Raw genomic sequence first — 19,991 nt, 5'->3', positions numbered from 1 at the left:
CAGGCTGCGCCCGCCTCACCCAATCAATTATGGAGATATGTACCGTGTTTCAAAACGTTGATGCCTACGCCGGCGATCCTATTCTCTCGCTGATGGAAACCTTTAAGCAGGATACGCGACCGCACAAGGTGAATCTGAGCATCGGGTTGTATTACGACGAACAGGGGCAAATCCCACAGCTGAACGCGGTAGCCAGCGCGGAAGCCCGCCTGAATGCGCAGGCGCACAACGCGTCGCTGTATCTGCCAATGGACGGCTTGCCGCCTTATCGCAGCGCCGTTGCACCGCTGCTGTTTGGCGAGCAACATCCCGCGCTTCAGGCAGGACGCATTGCCACCATCCAGACGGTGGGCGGCTCCGGGGCACTGAAAATTGGCGCAGACTTTCTCAAAGCGTATTTTCCCGATTCGCAGGTCTGGGTCAGCGATCCGACCTGGGAAAACCATGTAGCTATCTTTTCTGGCGCGGGTTTCCAGGTAAATACCTATCCGTGGTATGACGAAGAGAGTAACGGGGTCAGGTTTGAGCAGTTGCTGGCGAAGCTGGAGACGCTGCCTGCACGGAGCATTGTGCTGCTGCATCCGTGCTGTCACAACCCGACCGGGGCGGACCTGACCAATGCGCAGTGGGACATCGTCACCGGGGTGCTGAAACAGCGTGAACTGATCCCGTTTCTTGATATTGCCTATCAGGGATTTGGTGCAGGCATGGACGAAGATGCTTATGCCATTCGGGCGGTAGCTTCAGCTGGCCTGCCTGCATTAGTCAGCAACTCCTTCTCCAAAATTTTCTCGCTGTATGGTGAGCGTGTGGGCGGTCTGTCGGTGGTGTGTGACAGCGCTGAAGAAGCCTCGCGCGTGCTGGGGCAACTGAAGGCGACCGTACGTCGTAACTACTCAAGCCCGCCTAATTTTGGTGCTCAGGTGGTCTCCTGTGTGCTGAACGATCCGGCACTGAAAGCCAGCTGGCTGGCGGAAGTGGAGGCGATGCGTCTGCGTATTCTGGCGATGCGCCAGCAGCTGGTGGATGTACTGCGTACCGCGATGCCGGACAGAAATTTCGATTATCTGCTTCGGCAGCGCGGTATGTTCAGCTATACCGGGTTGAGCGCGTCACAGGTGGATCGCCTGCGTGATGAATTCGGCGTTTACCTGATAGCCAGCGGCCGGATGTGCGTCGCCGGGCTGAACAGCAAAAATGTTCATCAGGTGGCGGAGGCCTTTGCGGCGGTTATGTAGCCGACCGGCGGCTCCTGCGGGATCAGTGCCGATCGGCTAAGGAGCGGGTGACCGATCCTCTGGCGGTGTAATAATCCGGAAACGCCCACCCGTTTTCGGATTTTTTATGCACACTGGCGTGGCTCCCGACGCATGAAGAAATTAGCAATATTATTAAGCGACACCCCAATAACGCTGACTCACTAAACCAGCAACGTATATCTGAACGCAAAAAGCAAAAAAGCTGTCAGAGACGAGGTTTATAATTTTCAGTATCGCACTCCTGGGATGCCGACTATCTGCCTGGAATACGCCAGCTTTCTGCCAAAGCAACGCCTTTGCAGAAATCTATAAGTTTTGTGCTTAATTTATTTGAGGTAAGGTAAAGCAATGGAATACGGAGGTTGTTGGATAGAAAATGAACAATATGAGTTATGAACAAAAGCTGGCTGAGAGCGGCTTCAATACCAGGGAAATCTCAGCTCTGCGGAAGACATCTGAAATTGACGGGCACCCCTACGAGTGGATGTTAACCCAGTTGAAACGGCGTTTTATTGGTTCTTGCGGGCTGTTGATTATGTTTGCTGCAATATGGGTATACACAGCAATCACAGGTAATCGGGACGAGGTGATCGCCTGTACGATCACGCTGGTTATTGTTTCGGGTATCATTTACATCTTCACACCAATGAAAACTGCATATAAAGCCTTCAGGTTTCTGCGCAGAAATCATTTCTGATTTGAGTCATATATTGATTTTATTGATATGGTATCGTTATAAACTTCAATAAAAAGCTCTTTCCTGCTCATTTCATGGAAAAGGTGAATTACCCGCATGTCCAATGACTTATTCCTCAGAATTGAAGGGATCACAGGTGAATCACAGGATGCCAGTCACAAAGGCTGGAGCAGTGTGGGCTCTTTTAGCTGGGGTGCAACACAGCCCGAAAATAAAGCGACACACCAACACCAATAACGCTGACTTGTTAAACCAGCAACGTTTATCTGAACGCAAAAAGCAAAAAACCGTCAGAGACGAGATTTATAATTTTCAGTATCGCAGACATACGATGCCGACTATCTGCCTGGAATACGCCAGCATTATCCACAAGCAACTTATTTCAGAAAATTTATCATTTTTTGCCTGAAATGATTTGATGTAAGGTAAAGCTAATGAAATCGACGATTACGGGTAAAAATGAACAATATAGATTACGAACAGAAACTCGCTGAGAACGGTTTCACCGCAAAGGATATCGCAGCAATGCGTCAGTACCTGGGGCAGGATGGTGCAACTTATCCATCCCTGCTTGGGGAGTTAAGAGTCAGATTTATAACTTCATGTATCATCATCGCAATAATTATTGCTGGATTGATTTATACCTTAATTTATGAAAATAGCGATTATCTTTTCGGATATATACTAGCCATGATTATTACTGGCCCCATTTTCTATTTTATGACCCCAATGAAACTGGGGTGTAAGGCATTTCTTTATAAGATGAAAAATTAGTTATCTTTCATATTGTCATAAATTGATTTTAAAGATAGTGAGTCATTGTATATTTCGACGCCCAGGTCAAAGCGGCTCATGTCTTTTATCCCTCTGACATAATCTGTACTCAGATAGTGAAAAAGGCGGTATGTCTGCGGTTTCATAACCAACCGGACCATACCATAAACTGACAGGGAAAGATCCATTGATGTATAAGCCAGCTCACCAACTTTTTCGTCAAATCCGAGGAATTGTGCACTGCCAATGTAGGCCTTTTTCAAAGGGCCGATAGCATCATCATTTCCTGTTTTTAAATTAACACATCCTCAACCACACCATTAAATCCATGAAGGGAAAGTAACGCACCAAAACCAATTCCGATAACGTTTCCTGTAGCTGCGGATGCAATAATTACACCGACACCAGCAACCACCTGCATTGTACTCAACACAATACCTACACCGTTAATAAGCCAGTGCCATACCTTATCGCTCTTGATGAACTGCACAGAGGCATGGAGAGCGGCCTGCCCGGAACGCAGCATCTGATCCTGTATGGAGAGGTTTTTGTGTTCCTCTTGCAGGTGAATAAGGCACTGCTGACATTCAGACTCTGAACTGGATGAGCGGAGAGTACTCAACTGCGCATCAATGAATCGTTTCACGTCATCCTGAAACGCCATCTGCGTGAATCCATCCCTCAGATGGATGAGAGAAACTTCGTTGGCTTTACTGTAAAGCTGCTGCGCTTCCAGATTTGCCATAGTCAGAAAATAGCTGGAAAATCTGTTTTTATCCCGGTAGTTATCCATAACATGCCTCAATATGGGAGTGGTAAGCGGACAGGATTTAATCAGATTATGTGGAAAACGCAAAGGAAGGCTCAATGAGTACTGATATTTTTTTACGGATAGAAGGGATCACAGGTGAATCACAGGATGCCAGTCACAAAGGCTGGAGCAGTGTGGACTCCTTTAGCTGGGGTGCAACACAGCCCGGAAATATGGCATACGGTGGTGGTGGCGGTGCAGGAAAAGTGCAATACCGTGATTTATCCGTACAGACAAAAATTGATAAGGCCACCCCGGCTGTGATGCGTTATACGTCGAACGGTAAGCATGTCAGCAAGGTTGAATTATCATCCTGTAAGGCAGGGGGAACACAGCTTGAGTATTGTCTTATCACCCTGGAAGACGTACTGATCACAGGCGTTTTATTTAACGGAGCCACCCAGCGAGAGCTGACAGGAATCACTTACCAGTTCCAGGCCGCAAAGGTAAAAATACAGTATTGGGAACAGTCAGCCGCCGGAAGCAGAGGCGCGGAAACGCAGTCAGCATGGAATATCAAAGAAAACAGGGAAGGTTAACATTTGGACAGGCTACTGCCTTGTCAGGACAGTAGCAGTCATATATCCGTGGGCGTGTCACAGATTCTGTGTCATTCCCACGGCCACCATCAGCATCGTTACGGATAACCTTATTCCTGAATTAAAACCGTGGCGGCAGCGCCCGATGGAGAAGGTTAATCTCTTCGTCTGGCTGTCTTTATTAAGCGATCTGCAACATGGCGGTGTGGAAGATGGCATTACGCTGAAGTGAGCCGTTTATGTCATCAGTTCAGGGTTTACCTTTTCGTCTTTTGCTCCACACTTAACAGGAAGCTTTCGCTTAAGGAGCATAAACATGTGGTATCAGCAAACGCTGACTTTAGCCCCCAAATCCCGTGGATTTCATCTGGTGACCGATGAAATCACCGACGCACTGCGTCGCCTCAGTGATGTGCAGGTGGGGCTGCTGCACTTACTGCTGCAACACACCTCTGCCTCCTTAACACTGAATGAAAATTGTGACCCCAGTGTGCGCCGCGATATGGAGCAACACTTTTTACGGCAGGTGCCGGAAAGCGCTCTCTGGGAACATGATTACGAAGGTGCCGATGATATGCCTGCCCATGTTAAATCCTCGTCGATTGGCGTTTCCCTGACGTTGCCGGTCAATCGTGGTCGTCTGGTGCTGGGAACATGGCAGGGCATCTGGCTGGGTGAACACCGTCAGCACGCTGGCGCAAGGCGCATTGTCGCCACACTGCAAGGGGAATAAACAGGATGAACGTATCGGATCTTCTCTCTTATTGCATGGATAAACCGGGTGCGGAGCAAAGCGTGCACAGCGACTGGAAAGCCACGCAAATCAAAGTCAATGACGTGCTGTTTGCGCAGGTGTATGAGATTGACGGGCGTCCAGCGGTGGCGCTGAAAACCACGCCCGCGCTGGCGGATTTACTGCGTGAAGAACATGACGATGTGCAGCCCAGTGAACATCTCAACAAGTCGCACTGGAGCACCGTCTGGCTTGATGGTTCGCTGAAGGATTCGCAAATCTACTATCTGGTGGATGCCTCCTGGCAGCAGGCGATAAAAAACGCCCATTAAACCCAGCCAGATGGCAGGTGCTGACCTGAATACCGGTGCTTATTCTGCCTGCCAGTCGCAAATCAGCTCGCCATACAGCGTTTCCGCTGCTGACAGGCGCTCCAGCAGGCAGTATTCGTCGGTCTGATGCGCCATCGCGGGCTCCCCCGGCCCCAGAATAATACAGGGGGGATGGTTCAGCGCCGGAAGCAGCAGTGAAGCATCGGTAAAATAAGGCACAATCTTTGCCGTCAGCGGCGTCGGATGCAGCGGCTGGCAGCGCTGAAATACGTGGTTAATCCAGTCGTTATCTTCTGCGCTCAGCACCGCAGGCAGATCCACCAGCGTCGTTATGGTGACCGTGGTGCCCAGTGTGGTGGTCAGATTCTGTTGGATAGTGGCGTGTTGCAGATTCGGGGCGGTACGGATATCCACATCAAACTGCGCGTGGTCGGGGACAGAATTGATGTTTAACCCGCCCCGGATGCGACCAACATTCAGCGTCGGCTGTTTCATCAGCGGGTGGGCTGCGCCGGGAACGAAATGCTGGATTTTGCCCAGAGCCTCCGCCGCCAGATAGATGGCGTTGATCCCCAGTTCCGGCATCGCTCCGTGAGCGGTTTTCCCGCGCGTCTCGCAGCGCAACCACAGCGCCCCTTTATGACCAATTACCGGGTAATTTGCCGTGGGCTCACCGACGATCAACGCGCCCACATCCGGTAATTTCCCGGCATCAATCAGGGCTTTCGCGCCATCACAGCCGGTTTCTTCGCCGCCAGTAATCAGCAGCACCACGCCTCTCCCGGCGCGGATCGCCGCCTGGTGAGTAACACAGGCGACGGCAAACGCGGCGATGGCAGCTTTCATATCACTGCTGCCGCGACCGTACAGGCGTCCATCAGTACAGTCACTGCCAAAGGGATCGTACTGCCAGCGCTGATTGCCCAGCGGCACCGTGTCCAGATGGCCGGTAAAGGCCAGCGGGCTGCCCGGTTGTGAACCGGGCAGGGTGGCGATGAGATTGCTGCGGCCTTCGCCAAAGGCGCTGAGCGTGACCTCAAAACCCCGTTCCCTCAGCCATCCGGCAAAAAACGCCATGCAGTCGGACTCGAAGCCAGGCGGGTTAACGGTGTTAAAACCCAGCAGATGCCGGGCCAGTTGCAGGGTGTCCTGAGTCATGTCGGCTTCTCCTGAATGGCTGAGAAATGAGGGTCGCCGTCAGGCTTTCGCTGTCAGCCAGTTCAGGCAGTTAATCCACAGCTGGCGATAGCCGGGCCAGGCAGCAAATTCGGCGGGCAGCCAGTGGGCGGACATATCGCTGGTCCATACCAGAGAGCGGCCCTGCTGATATTCCCGCACGGCCACCAGCGGGTGGCTTGTTCCGGCTACCGTGGCCAGCAACCTGCCTTCCGGATGCATCTCCACCTCGTTGTAGCCCAGCAGCCAGGGCCAGCTGTCAGGAATATCATCAAAAACCGCATGGTTTTCTTCAATCTGCGGATAAATGCCTTCCGGCGCTTCAATGCGGTCATCCCAGGCCAGGCAGCGAACCGGCAGCACTTTTTCAACCGGGGTCTGGCGATAGCGTGCGCCGCCGTTGATTCCCTGAAAGCTGTAATAGCCGCCAATCATCATCAGGCTGCCACCCGCTGCAACATAATCGTGAATCAGTGCCAGACGATTTGGGGTGCGCTGACTTTTCAGCCAGGTATCGGGATGCAGCAGCAGCGTATTGGCACCGATATCAGAGAGGATAATCGCGTCCCACTGTTGTAATTCCGCCAGCGTCAGCGGAAAACTGACCGGTGCTTCATGCGCGGTGAGATGGGTAATAGCGTATTCACTGTCGGCCAGCGCGGCGAGGAAATCCGTGGCACCATTGTGCCAGGTGGCGGTGGCGAACTGGTCAAACCCTTTTACGTGTGTTGAGGTGCTGGTCCAGGATTCACCCACCAGCAGAATTTTCTTTTGCATTATCTTCTCCCTTTATCCGCCAAATACACGCTGCGGATTAGCAATCATTAAGGTTTCAAGCTGTTCACCGCTGACGCCGTGGCGACGCAGGCGGGGAACAAAATGTTTGAGGATATAGCCGTAGCCGTGGCCGCCGTAGCGGGTCAGCATGGTTTTCAGAAACACGTCCTGCGACAGCAGAATCTGATGGATAAAGCCGTCGTCGATCAGCTCCCGGATGGCGCGGGCATTTTCCTCATCAGAAGGCGACTGGGCTGACTCATCGGCGTAGTAATAGCTCATGCCGATCATGTCGTATTCCAGAAACGCCCCGCGCTGTGCCAGTTCGCGTTGATAAACTTTGTCGGCAAAACTGGGATTCATATGGCACAACACCGTGTGACGGAGATCGGCGCCTTCCTGTTGCAGAATGTCCAGCACCCGATGACCGAGCCGTTCCCAGCCCGGCAGGTGAACTTCAATAGGTACGCCGGTTGCCGCACTGGCCCGACCCGCGGCCCGCAGTGATTTTTCTTCATCGGCGGTAAAGCGGCTGGAAACCCCAATCTCACCGATTACGCCAGCAATGACCTCAGGTTTTTCCTCCGCACCGCCCAGGTCGTAAATCAGCTTCTGTGCCAGCTGTTCAACGCTGATGGTCTTCACCCAGTCCGGATGGGATGGCTCCAGATACAGCCCGGTGCCCATCACAATATTCAGGCCGCTCAGGCGCGAGATGCGTTGCAATGCTTTTGGATCGCGACCGATGCCGATATTGGTCGGATCAACCACCGTTTCACCGCCCAGCGCCCGGAATTTGATCAGCTCCTCAATCGCCAGATCCGCGTCGAACAGCTGGCAGTTATCACGACTCATTAACGGGTTTAGCGACAGCTCACCGAGGTTTTCGATCCGCACCGGCATCTCCGCCAGATGGCGATCGCTACAGCAGCAGGGCGGCACCCATTTGCCTGACGCATCCAGCAAAATATGTTCATGCATCAGCGTCACGCCCATCTGGCTTAGCGGTATTGGCCCCAGCACCGTCATCACATGGCCGCTGTTGACCCCAACCGGTAGCGGATCGGCATGGCGAAAAATCGATCCTTTCATCGGCTATCCTTTTGACGGCGTTCGGGCCGGGTTGAGAATGCGGGTATTCAGCCAGATAGCCAGCAGGATGATGGTGCCGGTGGCAATCTGGGTATAAAAAGGCGAGATATGTGAAAGGATCAGGCCGTTCTGGATTATGGCGATCGACATGGCTCCCAGCAGAGTGCCAATGATGGTGCCGAAGCCGCCAAACAGGCTGGTGCTGCCCAACACCACGGCGGCTATCACCTGTAACTCGAACCCTTCGCCCTGATTGGACGAGCCGCTGCCAAGCCTGGCGGTAATGATCATCCCCGCCAGTGCTGCCGCCATGCCGCTGATGATGTAAACACGCATCGTCATCGCTTTGGTATTGATGCCGCTGCGGCGCGCCCCTTCAGCATTGGCACCAATTGCCGTGACATAACGGCCAAAACGCATATGATTCAGCACGATATGACCAGCGATCAGCACCACTATGGCGATCAGCGCTGGCGCAGGGATACCCAGCAGCCAGGCGCGGCCCATCAGCACGAACGCACTGTCGGCGGGGATGGGGATGGAATAGCCCTGAGTAATCAGCAGCGCCGCGCCACGCACCACGGCCAGCGTGGCAAGGGTGACGATAAAGGCCGGAATGCCCTCATAAGCAATAAAAAAACCGTTGATCGCGCCAACCAGTCCTCCCAGCAGCAGGCCGCCTGCCAGCACCACCGGCCACGGCATTCCCCAGTTGTTAAGCGCAATAGCTGACAGCGCACCGACCAGCGCGAGGGTTGAGCCCACCGACAGATCGATGCCGCCGGTGGTGATCACCAGCGTCATGGCGGTGGCGACGATCAGCAGCGGCGCACTCTGACGAATAATGTTCAGCCAGTTAGTGGTGCTGAGAAAATGGCTGGTGATTAGCGAAAAGACCACGCAGCAGAAGATAAAAAACAGCGCGATGCTCACCACGCCCGAGTGGTTATGCAGTATGCGACGCGGCAGCGAGTGCGGGATAACACGGGAACTGCTTAAATTGATCATACTCATCCTGTTCACCTTAATGCGCGGCAGCCGACTGCGCGGTGAACTTCTCACCGACAATCAGGTTAACGATGTCGCTCAGGCTGGTTTCCGCTACCTGACGATCGGCCACGTTGCTCCCCTCGTACATCACCATGATGCGATCGCACACCAGGAACAGATCTTGCAACCGATGAGTAATCAGGATCACGCTGACGCCCCGTGCACTGACGCGTTTGATCAGTGCCAGCACGGCTTCCACTTCAGCGACCGCCAGTGCGGCGGTGGGTTCATCCATGATCAGCACCTTCGGTTCGAAAGCGGCGGCGCGGGCGATGGCAATCGCCTGACGCTGGCCACCAGAAAGATTGCGTACCAGCAGATGGGTATCAGGAATGGAGATCCCCAGTCCTTTCAGCATTTCACGGGCATCGTCATGCATTTTTGCCTGGTCGAGAAAGGGAATGCCAAAGCGATGCCTCAGCGGCTCGCGGCCCATAAACAGATTGCCCGCCACGTCTACGCTGTCGCAGAGCGACAGATCCTGGTAGACCATTTCGATATGGCAACGACGGGCATCGGCAGGGTTGCTGAAGTGCTGTTCTGTGCCATCAATGCGAATCGCGCCGCTGGTGGGCACCACTGCGCCGGACAGCACTTTGGTCAGGGTCGATTTTCCTGCGCCGTTGTCGCCGACCAGCCCCAGCACTTCGCCAGGGGCCAGCCGCAGATTAACGCCACGCAACGAGCGAATCGAGCCGTAAGTCTTGGTAATATTGACCATTTCTACCCGTGCCGGGACGGGTTTGGGCTGTTGCATTATCTTCTCCCATTACCTGAGGCCGTATTAAACGGTGATGGTGGGAAAGGCTTCGTTCTCCGCGATCCACATCTTGTAAACCGGTTTACCTGAATAACGAAACTTCTCCCTGCTCATCGTGACAAAACCCTGAATATTTGTTCGCCGAAAATTATCTAGCAGCTTCTGTGCCAGACTGCCCCGGGGGAGAGGGGGATGAGAGATAAGATGCTGTAACCATGAGGTAAAATTTTAATCCGTCAGGTAAACCGGTTTACCTGACCTGACGTGCTGATACAGCACCGCGCATTTTTTGCGCCATTATCGTGCGTAAGTTGCGCCATTTTTGCTCAGTAAGCGGGCGACTGAATGGAATCGCGGCCAATCCAGGTGACTGGCAGACGGATTTCAGCAGGAAGATTTTCTTCACCGTTCAACAGCCGCAGCATCAGGTCGACTGCGTTCTTACCCAGTTCCCGTGCGGGTTGACGGATGGTGGAGATACGAGGTTGGGTGAAGTCGGCATAGTTGGCGTCATCGAAGCCAACCAGCGAAAGCGCCTGTGGGGCGGTTAATCCCAGATCGCGCAGGCCATCCAGCAGCCCCAGCACCAGAAAATCACTGGCGGCAAACACGGCAGTGGGACGGCGATCGCGTCTGAACAGCTGGTGCAGTGCCTGCTGACCATATTCACGCTGATAGTCGCCGTACATTACCCATTCCGGCGAAACCGATAAGCCGGCCTGCTCCAGCGCGGTGCAAAATCCCTGATAGCGTTCACGCACGCTCATCAGTTCATCCGGGCCACCCACAAAAGCGATATCGCGGTGTCCGGCAGCAATCAGCTTCTGCGTGGCGATCAGACCGCCCTGAACGTTGTCGGCAAACACTTTGGGGACCAGGCTGCCGGGAATATCCTCATCAAGCAGAACGATCCGCTGGTGACGGTGAATTTCCTGGCGTAGCAGCCCGTTATCAGGCCGGTTGGTGATAAACAGCAGGCCGTCAACCTGGCAGGTATCCAGCCAGCGGACGAACTGGCACTCCTTCTCCAGATTGTTGCGGGTAATGCACAGCACCAGGCTGTAACCCCAGGCGGAAGCGGTTTCCTCTGCCGCGTCGGCCAGTTCGGCAAAGAAGGGATTAGTGATATCCGGTAACACCAGTCCCAGCGTTTCGCTGCCTCCTTTGCTGAGACGGCGCGCCAGGCTGTTGCCGCGATAATTAAGCTGACGGATGGCGGACTCAATGCGGGCAATGGTTTCCTGCGGCAGAACAATGCTGTTGTTCATGTAGCGCGAAACCGTCGTTTTTGACAGCCCCGCCAGCGTTGCCACATCGGATAACAGAACGCGTTTTTTAATCATCAGTCACGCCATGCAGGAAATAAGCGCTATCTGTAACACAGACAAGCGTTGGGGTTACAGTACTTTCTGGTCAGCCGTTTCAGGCAACGGAATTAAAATAGCGCTTGACAAAAAATGAGCGACGAAGAATTGTAATAGCCAGTTTACCTGCACTACCGGGAAGCGATTCCCAGCCGACAGTGAACATTTTATCCAGGCAGCAGCATGGACCGGCTGTCAAAATGTTTACTCAAGGTTTTGCTGACGGCCTTGCTTTATTAACGGGCAATCGCCGTTTTTCAATCTGATATTTGTCCTGCCAACACAGATGCAACCCGAAATATAACGGGTGCAAATTCCCATAACCGTTGATGCCGTAGCCAGGCGTATCAGTAAATATCTTTCTGGTTGCAGAATATCTCCGATCGGACAGCAATACTTTACGCCAGAAATATGACTATGGCCTCAGGTTGAAGGGTAAAATTTCATCCCAACAGAGGACAGAGATAATGTTATTCAACACCGGAAAACTGCGTGTCATTGCCCTGGCAACGGCGTTAATGGCATCAGCAGGCTGTATCTCGACAGCGATGGCCGCAGCACCTGACTATGCATTAGTGCAGATTAATCAGCAGGCGATTTTCTTCAATCTGATGAATAAGGGGGCACAGGAAGCCGCCAAAGCCAGCGGTAAAAATCTGGTGATCTTCAATGCGACAGACAATCCTGTGGCGCAGAACGATGCTATCGAAAATTATATTCAGCAGGGCGTGAAGGGGATTCTGGTTGACGCTATTGATGTCAACGGCATTATGCCAGCCATTAAAGAAGCGGCGGCTGCGCATATTCCGGTCGTGGCGATTGATGCCGTATTGCCATCCGGCCCGCAGGCTGCCCAGGTGGGCGTCGATAATATTGAGGGAGGAAAGATCCTCGGTAAATTCTTCCTGGATTATGCGCAGAAAAATATGGGCGGCAAAGTGCGACTGGGGATTGTCGGCGCGCTCAACTCGGCTATTCAGAACGATCGCCAGAAAGGATTCACCGATACCATCAGCAGCAACAAAAATATCAGCGTGGCTGATGTCGTGGATGGTCGTAATATTCAGGACAGCGCGATGACGGCGGCAGAAAATCTGATTACCGGTAACCCGGACTTAACGGCAATTTACGCCACCGGGGAGCCTGCATTATTAGGGGCAATAGCCGCTGTGGAAAACCAGGGCCGCCAGGGTGATATTAAGGTCTTTGGCTGGGATTTGACCGCAAAAGCGATTAACGGCATTGATGGTGGCTATGTGGCAGCGGTATTACAGCAGGACCCGGAGAAAATGGGAGCGGAAGCGTTGAAGGCGCTGAATGCCATTACCTCGGGTAAAACCGTGGAAAAAAGAATTCTGGTTCCGGCGACAGTAGTGACAAAAAAGAACGTGGATGCTTACCGTCCATTGTTTAAAGCCGCTGCGGGAAACAGCTGATATGCCGCAAGAGTAAGAATTGAACGTCTGAATGTTAAGTGCGGGCCTGGCCGGATGCCGAAAAATTGTCTGATCGAATGCAGGGGGCGATAACACCGCCCCCTCGTTTTTAGCCGCGCAGGGAATCAATGTCGATAACAAAGCGATATTTCACATCACTTTTCAACATGCGCTCATAGGCTTCGTTGATCTCATCCATTTTGATCATCTCAATATCGGAAACAATATTGTGCTTACCACAGAAATCCAGCATCTCCTGGGTCTCTTTAATACCACCAATCAGCGAACCTGCCACGCTGCGGCGTTTAAAGATCAGGTTGAAAACCTGTGGTGACGGATGATCGTGTTCAGGTGCGCCAACCAGCGTTAAGGTTCCGTCGCGACGTAGCAGATTAATAAACGGATTCAGGTCGTGCTGAGCCGCGACGGTATTCAGAATGAAGTCAAAACTGTTAGCGTGCGCCGCCATCTGATCGGCATCTTTCGAGATAACAACTTCATCGGCACCCAGACGTTTACCGTCTTCAATTTTTGACGGGGAGGTGGTGAACAGCACCACATGGGCACCCATCGCATGGGCAATTTTAACGCCCATATGGCCCAGGCCACCCAGACCGACGATACCCACTTTTTTACCCGGACCGGCACCCCAGTGGTGCAGCGGAGAGTATGTGGTGATGCCAGCACACAGCAACGGTGCTGCACCTGCGGGATCGAGGTTTTCCGGAACGCGCAGCACAAAATCTTCGGTCACCACGACCTGAGTGGAATAGCCGCCGTAGGTGGTTTCTCCGGTGATGCGGTCCTGACCGTTGTAGGTGCCGGTGAAGCCGTTTTCACAATATTGCTCCAGGTCCTCTTTACAGCTGTCGCAGGTGCGACAGGAGTCAACCAGACAGCCCACGCCGACCAAATCCCCGACTTTATATTTATGCGCATGGCTGCCCACGGCGGTCACCCGACCAACAATTTCATGACCAGGTACGACCGGAAAAATAGTGTTTTTCCACTCGTTGCGGGCCTGATGGAGGTCGGAGTGGCAGACGCCGCAGTACATCACTTCAATCTGCACGTCATGTTCACGCAGTTCGCGTGGCTGATATTCAAACGGGGCCAGCTTCGATTTTGCGTCCTGGGCTGCATAAGCATGAGTAATATTCATGGTATCTCCAGTGATTAAAAGTGCTTTGTTGGTCACGCAGAAAAGAGAACTGTAAGGATAGTCAGCGATTGGCAAAGCTGACATGCCGGAATCTGTTTAAATCTTGCCTGATCCTGCTGAAGTGTAAACATATAGTGTAGCGCTAAGCTGATGCGCTTGTACTCTGGTGCCGGAACCTGAGTAATATGTTCATTTTCCGGCGTTTCGTTCTCCCATCACCAGACTCCCGGCACCAGAGCGTTGTCCGGCTGTATATTGCGTGTCTGTAGTCTGGCTCCAGTTTAATCAATAACGGTTGTTTAAAGCCTTCACTCTTTTTCCCGGTGGCAGTTTTTTATTTTTTTCCTAAAGCCAGCTTATATTGATGGATGATTTGATCTCTTCTGAATTCGAGATCTTTGATATTTATGAATTGATGAATATCAGCATATTCTCCGTATTTTTTCAAAACAGGATTAAATGATGTAAGAATGGATTTCTTCAGATCTATACTCTTTAATAAATTATATTTTTTTCTGTCGGGTAAAAATGCCCGCAATTGTTCAGGCGTAAATGATGGGGTGCTTTTTCCTGACATAAACGTATCAGCATGGTCTATTGAAAAAAGTTCCCCATCCCCCCTGACAATGATGTTCTTGTACACTCCGTCATCTGATGTGATATCTGGGTGATTGATAAGATAATGGAATGCAGGCAGCTTTGATGCACTGTATAATTCTTCGAATGACTTCCCATCGACTATAATGTCGTTCTTATGGTGTACCGTGCTGGTTTTTAATGGTGTTGAGTCGATGAAAGAAGAGGCAACAGAGGTATCTCCTTTTCCTGGTTCTGAAATCAGCCAGCGATTGGGGACATTTATATCCAGTATCTTTGCCAGCTCCGAAACAAAGACTTCTTGCGCGGCATTAATCTCCTGATAGAGTCTTTCTTCTGAATCAATCACTTCATCATTGCCAAATTTTTTTACTATTATTTCGCCTTGTCCTGGTATGTCATATAAATATACCGCGTCCGTTGCACTTATGTTTTTTTTCAGTTTTGCAAATTGATCGATTTCAACAGCTGTTGGCAATGAAATGATGTTTTTTTTACTTCTTTTTAAGAAGCTGGGCCATTCGGACAATTTCTCAGAAAAAAATCTTCTTGTTTTTTCTTTGTCAAAAGAGGTCGGGCTGTTAGCTACTGTTATAATATTTTTTACAAGTTGGTTACTGTCGCTCTGGCGATTTTCGCCAGCCGGTATGGCTGATGTTGATGCGAGCGGAAATGAAGATACAGGATACATAATAAATGGGCCCAGGCTAATGATGGAAAATTAAAAGAAATAATGCGTGTTGAATAAAGCCGTATTCCGCCTGAATGTATCATGATTTTCAATGGTTAACTGTTAAGAACCGATTCTCCGGGTTTTAATTTAATAACGGTCAGGCCTGCCAAATCTTAAGGATTATATATTTAAGCCGGTCAGGGTAAATGACCGGCTTAAATCACTTTTATTACAGCAGCGGCTTAAGGAAGCGCGCGGTGTGTGACGCTTTACATTTTGCCACCGTCTCGGGCGTGCCGGATACGAGGATCTCTCCACCCCCGCTGCCGCCTTCCGGCCCCAGATCAACAATCCAGTCAGCGGTTTTAATCACGTCCAGATTGTGCTCTATCACCACGATGGTGTTGCCCTGGTCGCGCAACTGATGCAGTACTTCCAGCAGTTGCTGAATATCAGCAAAATGCAGGCCGGTGGTCGGCTCATCAAGGATATACAACGTCTGGCCTGTGCCGCGTTTGGACAATTCCCGTGCCAGCTTAACGCGCTGTGCCTCACCTCCCGACAGGGTGGTGGCCGACTGACCCAGGCGGATATAGGAAAGCCCGACATCCATCAGCGTTTGCAGCTTGCGTGCCAGCGCCGGAACGGCCTCAAAGAATTCACGCGCTTCCTCAATGGTCATCTCCAGCACTTCATGAATGCTTTTGCCTTTGTATTTTATCTCCAGCGTTTCGCGGTTGTAGCGTTTGCCTTTGCACTGGTCGCAAGGCACGTAAATATCGGGCAGAAAGTGCATCTCTACCTTGATTACGCCATCACCCTGGCAGGCTTCGCAGCGACCACCACGAACGTTAAAACTAAAACGTCCCGGCGTATAGCCACGGCTGCGCGATTCCGGAACACCTGCAAACAGCTCGCGGACCGGAGTAAAAATGCCGGTATATGTTGCCGGGTTGGAGCGCGGCGTACGGCCAATCGGGCTTTGATCAATATCGATAACCTTATCGAAATGTTCCATACCGCTGATTTTACGATAAGGTGCGGGTTCGGCAAGCGTGGCACCGTTTAACAGCCGCTGCGCAATCGGGAACAGCGTGTCGTTAATTAACGTTGATTTGCCGGATCCCGATACGCCGGTGATACAGCTGAACAGACCGACCGGCAGCGTCAGAGTCACGTCTTTCAGGTTGTTGCCTTTCGCGCCGGTCAGCTTCAGGACCTTGTTAGGATCGGCTTTAACACGCTCTTTCGGTACGGCAATGCCCCGCTTGCCGCTGAGGAACTGACCGGTCAGTGAGGCCTCCACCGCCATGATATCCTCTACGGTTCCTTCCGCGACCACCTGACCGCCATGCACGCCCGCGCCAGGGCCGATATCAATCACATGGTCTGCGGCCCGGATCGCATCTTCATCGTGCTCCACCACGATCACCGTGTTGCCAAGATTACGCAGATGCACCAGCGTTTCCAGCAGCCGTTCATTGTCGCGCTGGTGCAGGCCGATTGATGGCTCATCCAGCACGTACATTACTCCGACCAGACCGGCACCGATCTGACTGGCCAGACGGATACGCTGCGCTTCGCCGCCGGAGAGGGTTTCTGCCGAGCGGGACATCGACAGATAATTGAGGCCAACGTTAACCAGAAATTTCAGGCGATCGCCAATCTCTTTCAGCACCTTCTCGGCGATTTTTGCCCGCTGACCACTCAGCTTCATGTTATGGAAAAATTCCATTGCATGGCCGATGCTCATATCGGAAATCGTTGGCAGGCTGGTATTTTCAACAAATACATGGCGGGCTTCACGTCGCAGACGTGTGCCATCACAACTGGTGCAGGAGCGGTTGCTGATAAATTTTGCCAGGTCCTCACGCACGGCGGTGGATTCCGTCTCTTTATAACGGCGCTCCATATTGTGCAGTACGCCTTCAAACGGATGGCGGCGGACCGAGGTATCGCCCCGATCGTTGATGTACTTAAACTCAATATTTTCTTTGCCTGAACCGTACAGGATCACTTTACGCGTGGCGGCATCAAGTGAGTTGAAAGGGGCTTCGATATCAAATGACAGGTGTTCGGCCAGCGAACGCAGCATCTGGAAGTAATAAAAATTACGGCGATCCCAACCGCGAATGGCTCCACCGGCCAGCGACAGCTCCGGGTTTTGTACCACCCGATCCGGATCGAAATATTGCTGGACGCCCAGTCCGTCACAGGTTGGACAGGCTCCTGCCGGATTGTTAAAGGAGAACAGACGTGGTTCCAGCTCGCTCATGCTGTAGCCGCAGACCGGGCAGGCAAAGTTGGCAGAAAACAGCAGCTCTTCCGCACTGCTGTCGTCCATATCAGCAACGACGGCAGTGCCACCGGATAGCTCCAGCGCCGTTTCAAAGGACTCTGCGAGGCGTTGTTGCAGATCCTCGCGCACCTTGAAGCGATCCACCACCACTTCAATGGTGTGCTTCTTTTGCAGCTCCAGTTTGGGGGGATCGGAGAGATCGCACACTTCGCCATCAATACGCGCGCGGATATAGCCCTGTGAGGCGAGATTCTCCAGCGTTTTCGCATGCTCGCCCTTACGCTCTTTGACGATGGGAGCAAGCAGCATCAGGCGGCGTCCTTCAGGCTGCGACAGCACGTTATCCACCATCTGGCTGACCGTCTGAGCCGCGAGAGGCACATCGTGATCCGGACAGCGCGGCTCCCCTACGCGCGCAAACAGCAGGCGCAGGTAATCATGAATTTCCGTGATGGTGCCCACGGTGGAACGCGGGTTGTGCGAGGTTGATTTCTGCTCTATGGAAATTGCGGGGGACAAGCCCTCGATGTGATCGACATCCGGCTTCTCCATCAGGGAAAGAAACTGACGCGCATAGGCCGAGAGCGACTCCACATAGCGACGTTGTCCTTCTGCATAGAGCGTATCAAACGCCAGCGAAGACTTACCTGAACCTGACAGGCCGGTGACCACAATCAGTTTGTCGCGAGGGATGATCAGGTTGATATTTTTCAAATTATGGGTGCGTGCACCCCGAACTTCGATCTTATCCATTCACAATTCCCGGATTAACGCAGACCTCACCATGCCTGTCTGGCACGGCCAGAATGAAGCCTGTCATTATGGCACAAAAAAACCTGAATGGATATACAGTGTTCTGTGGCGTGGGGGGATGTCAGGTCGGGAAGACAGCTGGCGATGACGGGGGAAAATTTACGAGCCTGCCTGCGTCGCAAAATGTAACGCTGCAAGCGGCATCTGTCCCTGTCGATCGCGATCGGAAGATAGGATTTGCGGGTATACAATGTTAGAATTTCCGGCTTAGACTTAACGCAGAACATTTATCGGAGACGCGAACATGGCCAGCAGAGGCATAAACAAAGTGATCCTGGTGGGCAACCTGGGTCAGGATCCTGAAGTCCGTTACATGCCGAATGGCGGTGCTGTTGCCAACATTACTCTGGCTACGTCCGAAAGCTGGCGTGATAAGCAGACCGGTGAAACCAAAGAAAAAACCGAGTGGCATCGCGTGGTGCTGTTCGGCAAGCTGGCCGAAGTTGCAGGCGAATATCTGCGCAAAGGTTCTCAGGTATATATCGAAGGTTCGCTTCAGACCCGCAAGTGGACCGATCAGGCTGGCGTGGAGAAATACACCACCGAAGTTGTGGTTAACGTGGGTGGAACCATGCAGATGCTGGGTGGCCGTCAGGGCGGCGGCGCGGCGGCTGGCGGTGGTCAGGGCAACAACAATGGCTGGGGTCAGCCACAGCAGCCGCAGGGCGGAAACCAGTTCAGTGGTGGTCAGCAGTCGCGACCACAACCCCAGCAGAACAGCGCACCGGCAAACAATGAACCACCGATGGATTTTGACGACGATATTCCATTCTAACCAAGAGTAACGAGTTACCTGTAAAGTATTAAGCTAAAGCCCCTGCACTGCAGGGGCTTTGCTCATTTATGGGTAATGAAAATTGTCAAATTTTAATTGACAACTTATTAGCTAACTCATGCTATGAGTTTTTTTGTTAAATTGTAAAATTTAGGGGGTGGTCATGAGTTATGGAATATCATATTTCAGATTAAAAACGTCAGAACGATATTGTGCAATTGTAGACAACGACTCAAAACTTCCTATTTTTTATCCAAATTTATTTGTTACAACTCAAACCAGAAATAAAAATCATTCCTTTTCAACAATGATATCTACTGCTAAATGTTTGGTGGTACTATTAAAGTTTTTGAAAGAAAGGAATATTGATATAATTGAACGAATACATTCGAAAAAGTTTTTGGCGATTTTCGAGCTTGACGATTTAAGAGATTTTACACAGAAAAAATTCGATAGTAAGTATGAAGAACAAAGTAAAGTTAAAAGAATAAGTGAAATTAAATATGTGACGTCTGAAACTGAATATTTAAGGTTGACAATAATTTATAAATACATTGAATGGTTAGCTCTACATGTGACGGTAAGCAACGACGATTCATTTAGTGAAGCATTAAGCGCTTGTATTAACGGAATAAAGTCAAGAAGACCAGTTAAAAAAGGTCGGAATGATATACTCAATCCAAAATCATTAACAGACGATAAAATAGAAGATTTATTAGAAGTAGTCAGAATTAATTCGCCTAAAAATCCATTTATGAGAAGTCTCCAGAGCAGAAATAGGCTAATTATTTTAATGCTATATTTCTTAGGAGTAAGGGCTGGAGAGCTTTTAAATATAAGAATAAGTGATATAGACTTTAGCTCAAATCAAT

20 protein-coding genes and 1 pseudogene are annotated in these 19,991 nt (G+C 51.5%); 10 read left to right on the top strand and 11 right to left on the bottom strand.

Going from position 1 to position 19,991, the window contains the following annotated elements; genetic code table 11:
• Positions 1-44 precede the first annotated feature (44 nt).
• The 4 genes from BG55_RS04980 to BG55_RS04965 all read left to right on the top strand — a co-directional run bounded on the left by BG55_RS04980 (position 45) and on the right by BG55_RS04965 (position 2,730).
• The gene (locus BG55_RS04980; RefSeq protein ID WP_152542634.1) at positions 45-1,238 is read left to right on the top strand and encodes an amino acid aminotransferase; all 1,194 of its coding nucleotides are present in this window, start codon (positions 45-47) and stop codon (positions 1,236-1,238) included.
• A gap of 397 nt (positions 1,239-1,635) precedes the next feature.
• On the top strand, positions 1,636-1,956 hold the full coding sequence (locus tag BG55_RS04975) for a hypothetical protein (protein ID WP_034934992.1): 321 nt from the start codon (positions 1,636-1,638) through the stop codon (positions 1,954-1,956).
• 96 nt (positions 1,957-2,052) lie between these two features.
• The gene (locus tag BG55_RS23440; protein ID WP_084276200.1) at positions 2,053-2,193 is read left to right on the top strand and encodes a type VI secretion system tube protein Hcp; all 141 of its coding nucleotides are present in this window, start codon (positions 2,053-2,055) and stop codon (positions 2,191-2,193) included.
• A gap of 222 nt (positions 2,194-2,415) precedes the next feature.
• A complete protein-coding gene (locus tag BG55_RS04965) occupies positions 2,416-2,730 on the top strand; it encodes a hypothetical protein (RefSeq protein ID WP_034934988.1) in 315 nt (104 codons plus the stop codon).
• On the opposite strand, the gene BG55_RS23390 is transcribed toward BG55_RS04965, so the two are convergent.
• Both BG55_RS23390 and BG55_RS23385 read right to left on the bottom strand, forming a co-directional pair.
• On the bottom strand, positions 2,727-2,993 hold the full coding sequence (locus BG55_RS23390) for a DUF4225 domain-containing protein (RefSeq protein ID WP_052018698.1): 267 nt from the start codon (positions 2,991-2,993) through the stop codon (positions 2,727-2,729). The two genes, BG55_RS04965 and BG55_RS23390, sit on opposite strands and share 4 nt — an antisense overlap.
• Before the next feature lie 29 nt (positions 2,994-3,022).
• Complete coding sequence (locus BG55_RS23385) at positions 3,023-3,475, bottom strand: DUF4225 domain-containing protein (RefSeq protein ID WP_268745051.1); 453 nt, start codon at positions 3,473-3,475, stop codon at positions 3,023-3,025.
• Positions 3,476-3,597: 122 nt separating this feature from the next.
• Between BG55_RS23385 and BG55_RS04955 the strand changes: the two genes are divergently transcribed.
• From BG55_RS04955 to BG55_RS04945, 3 genes are all read left to right on the top strand, one after another.
• A complete protein-coding gene (locus BG55_RS04955; protein WP_034934985.1) occupies positions 3,598-4,080 on the top strand; it encodes an Hcp family type VI secretion system effector in 483 nt (160 codons plus the stop codon).
• A gap of 316 nt (positions 4,081-4,396) precedes the next feature.
• Positions 4,397-4,813, top strand: a complete 417-nt coding sequence (locus BG55_RS04950) for a secondary thiamine-phosphate synthase enzyme YjbQ (RefSeq protein WP_034934983.1) — start codon at positions 4,397-4,399, stop codon at positions 4,811-4,813.
• A 5-nt stretch (positions 4,814-4,818) separates the two neighbouring features.
• Positions 4,819-5,145, top strand: coding sequence for an MmcQ/YjbR family DNA-binding protein (locus tag BG55_RS04945; RefSeq protein ID WP_034934979.1), 327 nt, complete (start codon positions 4,819-4,821; stop codon positions 5,143-5,145).
• Between the two features lie 39 nt (positions 5,146-5,184).
• Here the strand turns inward: BG55_RS04945 and BG55_RS04940 are convergent, their stop codons facing one another.
• The 6 genes from BG55_RS04940 to BG55_RS04915 all read right to left on the bottom strand — a co-directional run bounded on the left by BG55_RS04940 (position 5,185) and on the right by BG55_RS04915 (position 11,343).
• Entirely contained in the window at positions 5,185-6,303 is a 1,119-nt protein-coding gene (locus BG55_RS04940; protein WP_034934978.1) for a M20 family metallopeptidase, read from the bottom strand.
• A 39-nt stretch (positions 6,304-6,342) separates the two neighbouring features.
• Positions 6,343-7,098 (bottom strand): glutamine amidotransferase, encoded by a 756-nt coding sequence (locus BG55_RS04935; RefSeq protein WP_034934976.1) that lies wholly within the window; start codon positions 7,096-7,098, stop codon positions 6,343-6,345.
• A gap of 12 nt (positions 7,099-7,110) precedes the next feature.
• Positions 7,111-8,190 (bottom strand): phosphotriesterase family protein, encoded by a 1,080-nt coding sequence (locus tag BG55_RS04930; protein WP_034934974.1) that lies wholly within the window; start codon positions 8,188-8,190, stop codon positions 7,111-7,113.
• A gap of 3 nt (positions 8,191-8,193) precedes the next feature.
• Entirely contained in the window at positions 8,194-9,195 is a 1,002-nt protein-coding gene (locus BG55_RS04925) for an ABC transporter permease (protein WP_200871594.1), read from the bottom strand.
• A gap of 19 nt (positions 9,196-9,214) precedes the next feature.
• Positions 9,215-9,961, bottom strand: coding sequence for an ATP-binding cassette domain-containing protein (locus BG55_RS04920; protein ID WP_200871593.1), 747 nt, complete (start codon positions 9,959-9,961; stop codon positions 9,215-9,217).
• 365 nt (positions 9,962-10,326) lie between these two features.
• Positions 10,327-11,343 (bottom strand): LacI family DNA-binding transcriptional regulator, encoded by a 1,017-nt coding sequence (locus tag BG55_RS04915; RefSeq protein WP_034934967.1) that lies wholly within the window; start codon positions 11,341-11,343, stop codon positions 10,327-10,329.
• A gap of 485 nt (positions 11,344-11,828) precedes the next feature.
• Between BG55_RS04915 and BG55_RS04910 the strand changes: the two genes are divergently transcribed.
• On the top strand, positions 11,829-12,800 hold the full coding sequence (locus BG55_RS04910) for an ABC transporter substrate-binding protein (protein WP_034935073.1): 972 nt from the start codon (positions 11,829-11,831) through the stop codon (positions 12,798-12,800).
• A 109-nt stretch (positions 12,801-12,909) separates the two neighbouring features.
• On the opposite strand, the gene BG55_RS04905 is transcribed toward BG55_RS04910, so the two are convergent.
• From BG55_RS04905 to uvrA, 3 genes are all read right to left on the bottom strand, one after another.
• A complete protein-coding gene (locus BG55_RS04905) occupies positions 12,910-13,962 on the bottom strand; it encodes an NAD(P)-dependent alcohol dehydrogenase (protein ID WP_034934965.1) in 1,053 nt (350 codons plus the stop codon).
• A 334-nt stretch (positions 13,963-14,296) separates the two neighbouring features.
• Positions 14,297-15,250 carry a hypothetical protein gene (locus tag BG55_RS04900; RefSeq protein ID WP_034934963.1) on the bottom strand — a complete coding sequence of 318 codons (954 nt, stop codon included), beginning with the start codon at positions 15,248-15,250 and terminating at the stop codon, positions 14,297-14,299.
• A 211-nt stretch (positions 15,251-15,461) separates the two neighbouring features.
• Positions 15,462-18,284 carry an excinuclease ABC subunit UvrA gene (gene uvrA, locus BG55_RS04895; protein WP_034934961.1) on the bottom strand — a complete coding sequence of 941 codons (2,823 nt, stop codon included), beginning with the start codon at positions 18,282-18,284 and terminating at the stop codon, positions 15,462-15,464.
• A gap of 304 nt (positions 18,285-18,588) precedes the next feature.
• Here uvrA and ssb1 point away from each other — a divergent pair, with 304 nt between their 5' ends.
• Both ssb1 and BG55_RS04880 read left to right on the top strand, forming a co-directional pair.
• Positions 18,589-19,119: a single-stranded DNA-binding protein SSB1 gene (ssb1, locus tag BG55_RS04885; protein ID WP_034934957.1), complete on the top strand. Its 531-nt coding sequence runs from the start codon at positions 18,589-18,591 to the stop codon at positions 19,117-19,119.
• 163 nt (positions 19,120-19,282) lie between these two features.
• Positions 19,283-19,991 (top strand): annotated as a pseudogene (locus tag BG55_RS04880) (tyrosine-type recombinase/integrase); the annotation flags it as partial.

This window comes from Erwinia mallotivora (assembly GCF_000590885.1).
GTDB lineage: Bacteria > Pseudomonadota > Gammaproteobacteria > Enterobacterales > Enterobacteriaceae > Erwinia > Erwinia mallotivora.
This window is presented reverse-complemented; position numbering and strand designations above follow the sequence as displayed.

Bases quoted from the DNA above. Each gene is read 5' to 3' on its own strand.
- BG55_RS04975 (WP_034934992.1), top strand. From the start codon at position 1,636: ATGAACAATATGAGTTATGAACAAAAGCTGGCTGAGAGCGGCTTCAAT.
- BG55_RS23440 (WP_084276200.1), top strand. From the start codon at position 2,053: ATGTCCAATGACTTATTCCTCAGAATTGAAGGGATCACAGGTGAATCA.
- BG55_RS04965 (WP_034934988.1), top strand. From the start codon at position 2,416: ATGAACAATATAGATTACGAACAGAAACTCGCTGAGAACGGTTTCACC.
- BG55_RS23385 (WP_268745051.1), bottom strand. From the start codon at position 3,475: ATGGCAAATCTGGAAGCGCAGCAGCTTTACAGTAAAGCCAACGAAGTT.
- BG55_RS04955 (WP_034934985.1), top strand. From the start codon at position 3,598: ATGAGTACTGATATTTTTTTACGGATAGAAGGGATCACAGGTGAATCA.
- BG55_RS04950 (WP_034934983.1), top strand. From the start codon at position 4,397: ATGTGGTATCAGCAAACGCTGACTTTAGCCCCCAAATCCCGTGGATTT.
- BG55_RS04945 (WP_034934979.1), top strand. From the start codon at position 4,819: ATGAACGTATCGGATCTTCTCTCTTATTGCATGGATAAACCGGGTGCG.
- BG55_RS04940 (WP_034934978.1), bottom strand. From the start codon at position 6,303: ATGACTCAGGACACCCTGCAACTGGCCCGGCATCTGCTGGGTTTTAAC.
- BG55_RS04935 (WP_034934976.1), bottom strand. From the start codon at position 7,098: ATGCAAAAGAAAATTCTGCTGGTGGGTGAATCCTGGACCAGCACCTCA.
- BG55_RS04930 (WP_034934974.1), bottom strand. From the start codon at position 8,190: ATGAAAGGATCGATTTTTCGCCATGCCGATCCGCTACCGGTTGGGGTC.
- BG55_RS04920 (WP_200871593.1), bottom strand. From the start codon at position 9,961: ATGGTCAATATTACCAAGACTTACGGCTCGATTCGCTCGTTGCGTGGC.
- BG55_RS04915 (WP_034934967.1), bottom strand. From the start codon at position 11,343: ATGATTAAAAAACGCGTTCTGTTATCCGATGTGGCAACGCTGGCGGGG.
- BG55_RS04905 (WP_034934965.1), bottom strand. From the start codon at position 13,962: ATGAATATTACTCATGCTTATGCAGCCCAGGACGCAAAATCGAAGCTG.
- BG55_RS04900 (WP_034934963.1), bottom strand. From the start codon at position 15,250: ATGTATCCTGTATCTTCATTTCCGCTCGCATCAACATCAGCCATACCG.
- uvrA (WP_034934961.1), bottom strand. From the start codon at position 18,284: ATGGATAAGATCGAAGTTCGGGGTGCACGCACCCATAATTTGAAAAAT.
- ssb1 (WP_034934957.1), top strand. From the start codon at position 18,589: ATGGCCAGCAGAGGCATAAACAAAGTGATCCTGGTGGGCAACCTGGGT.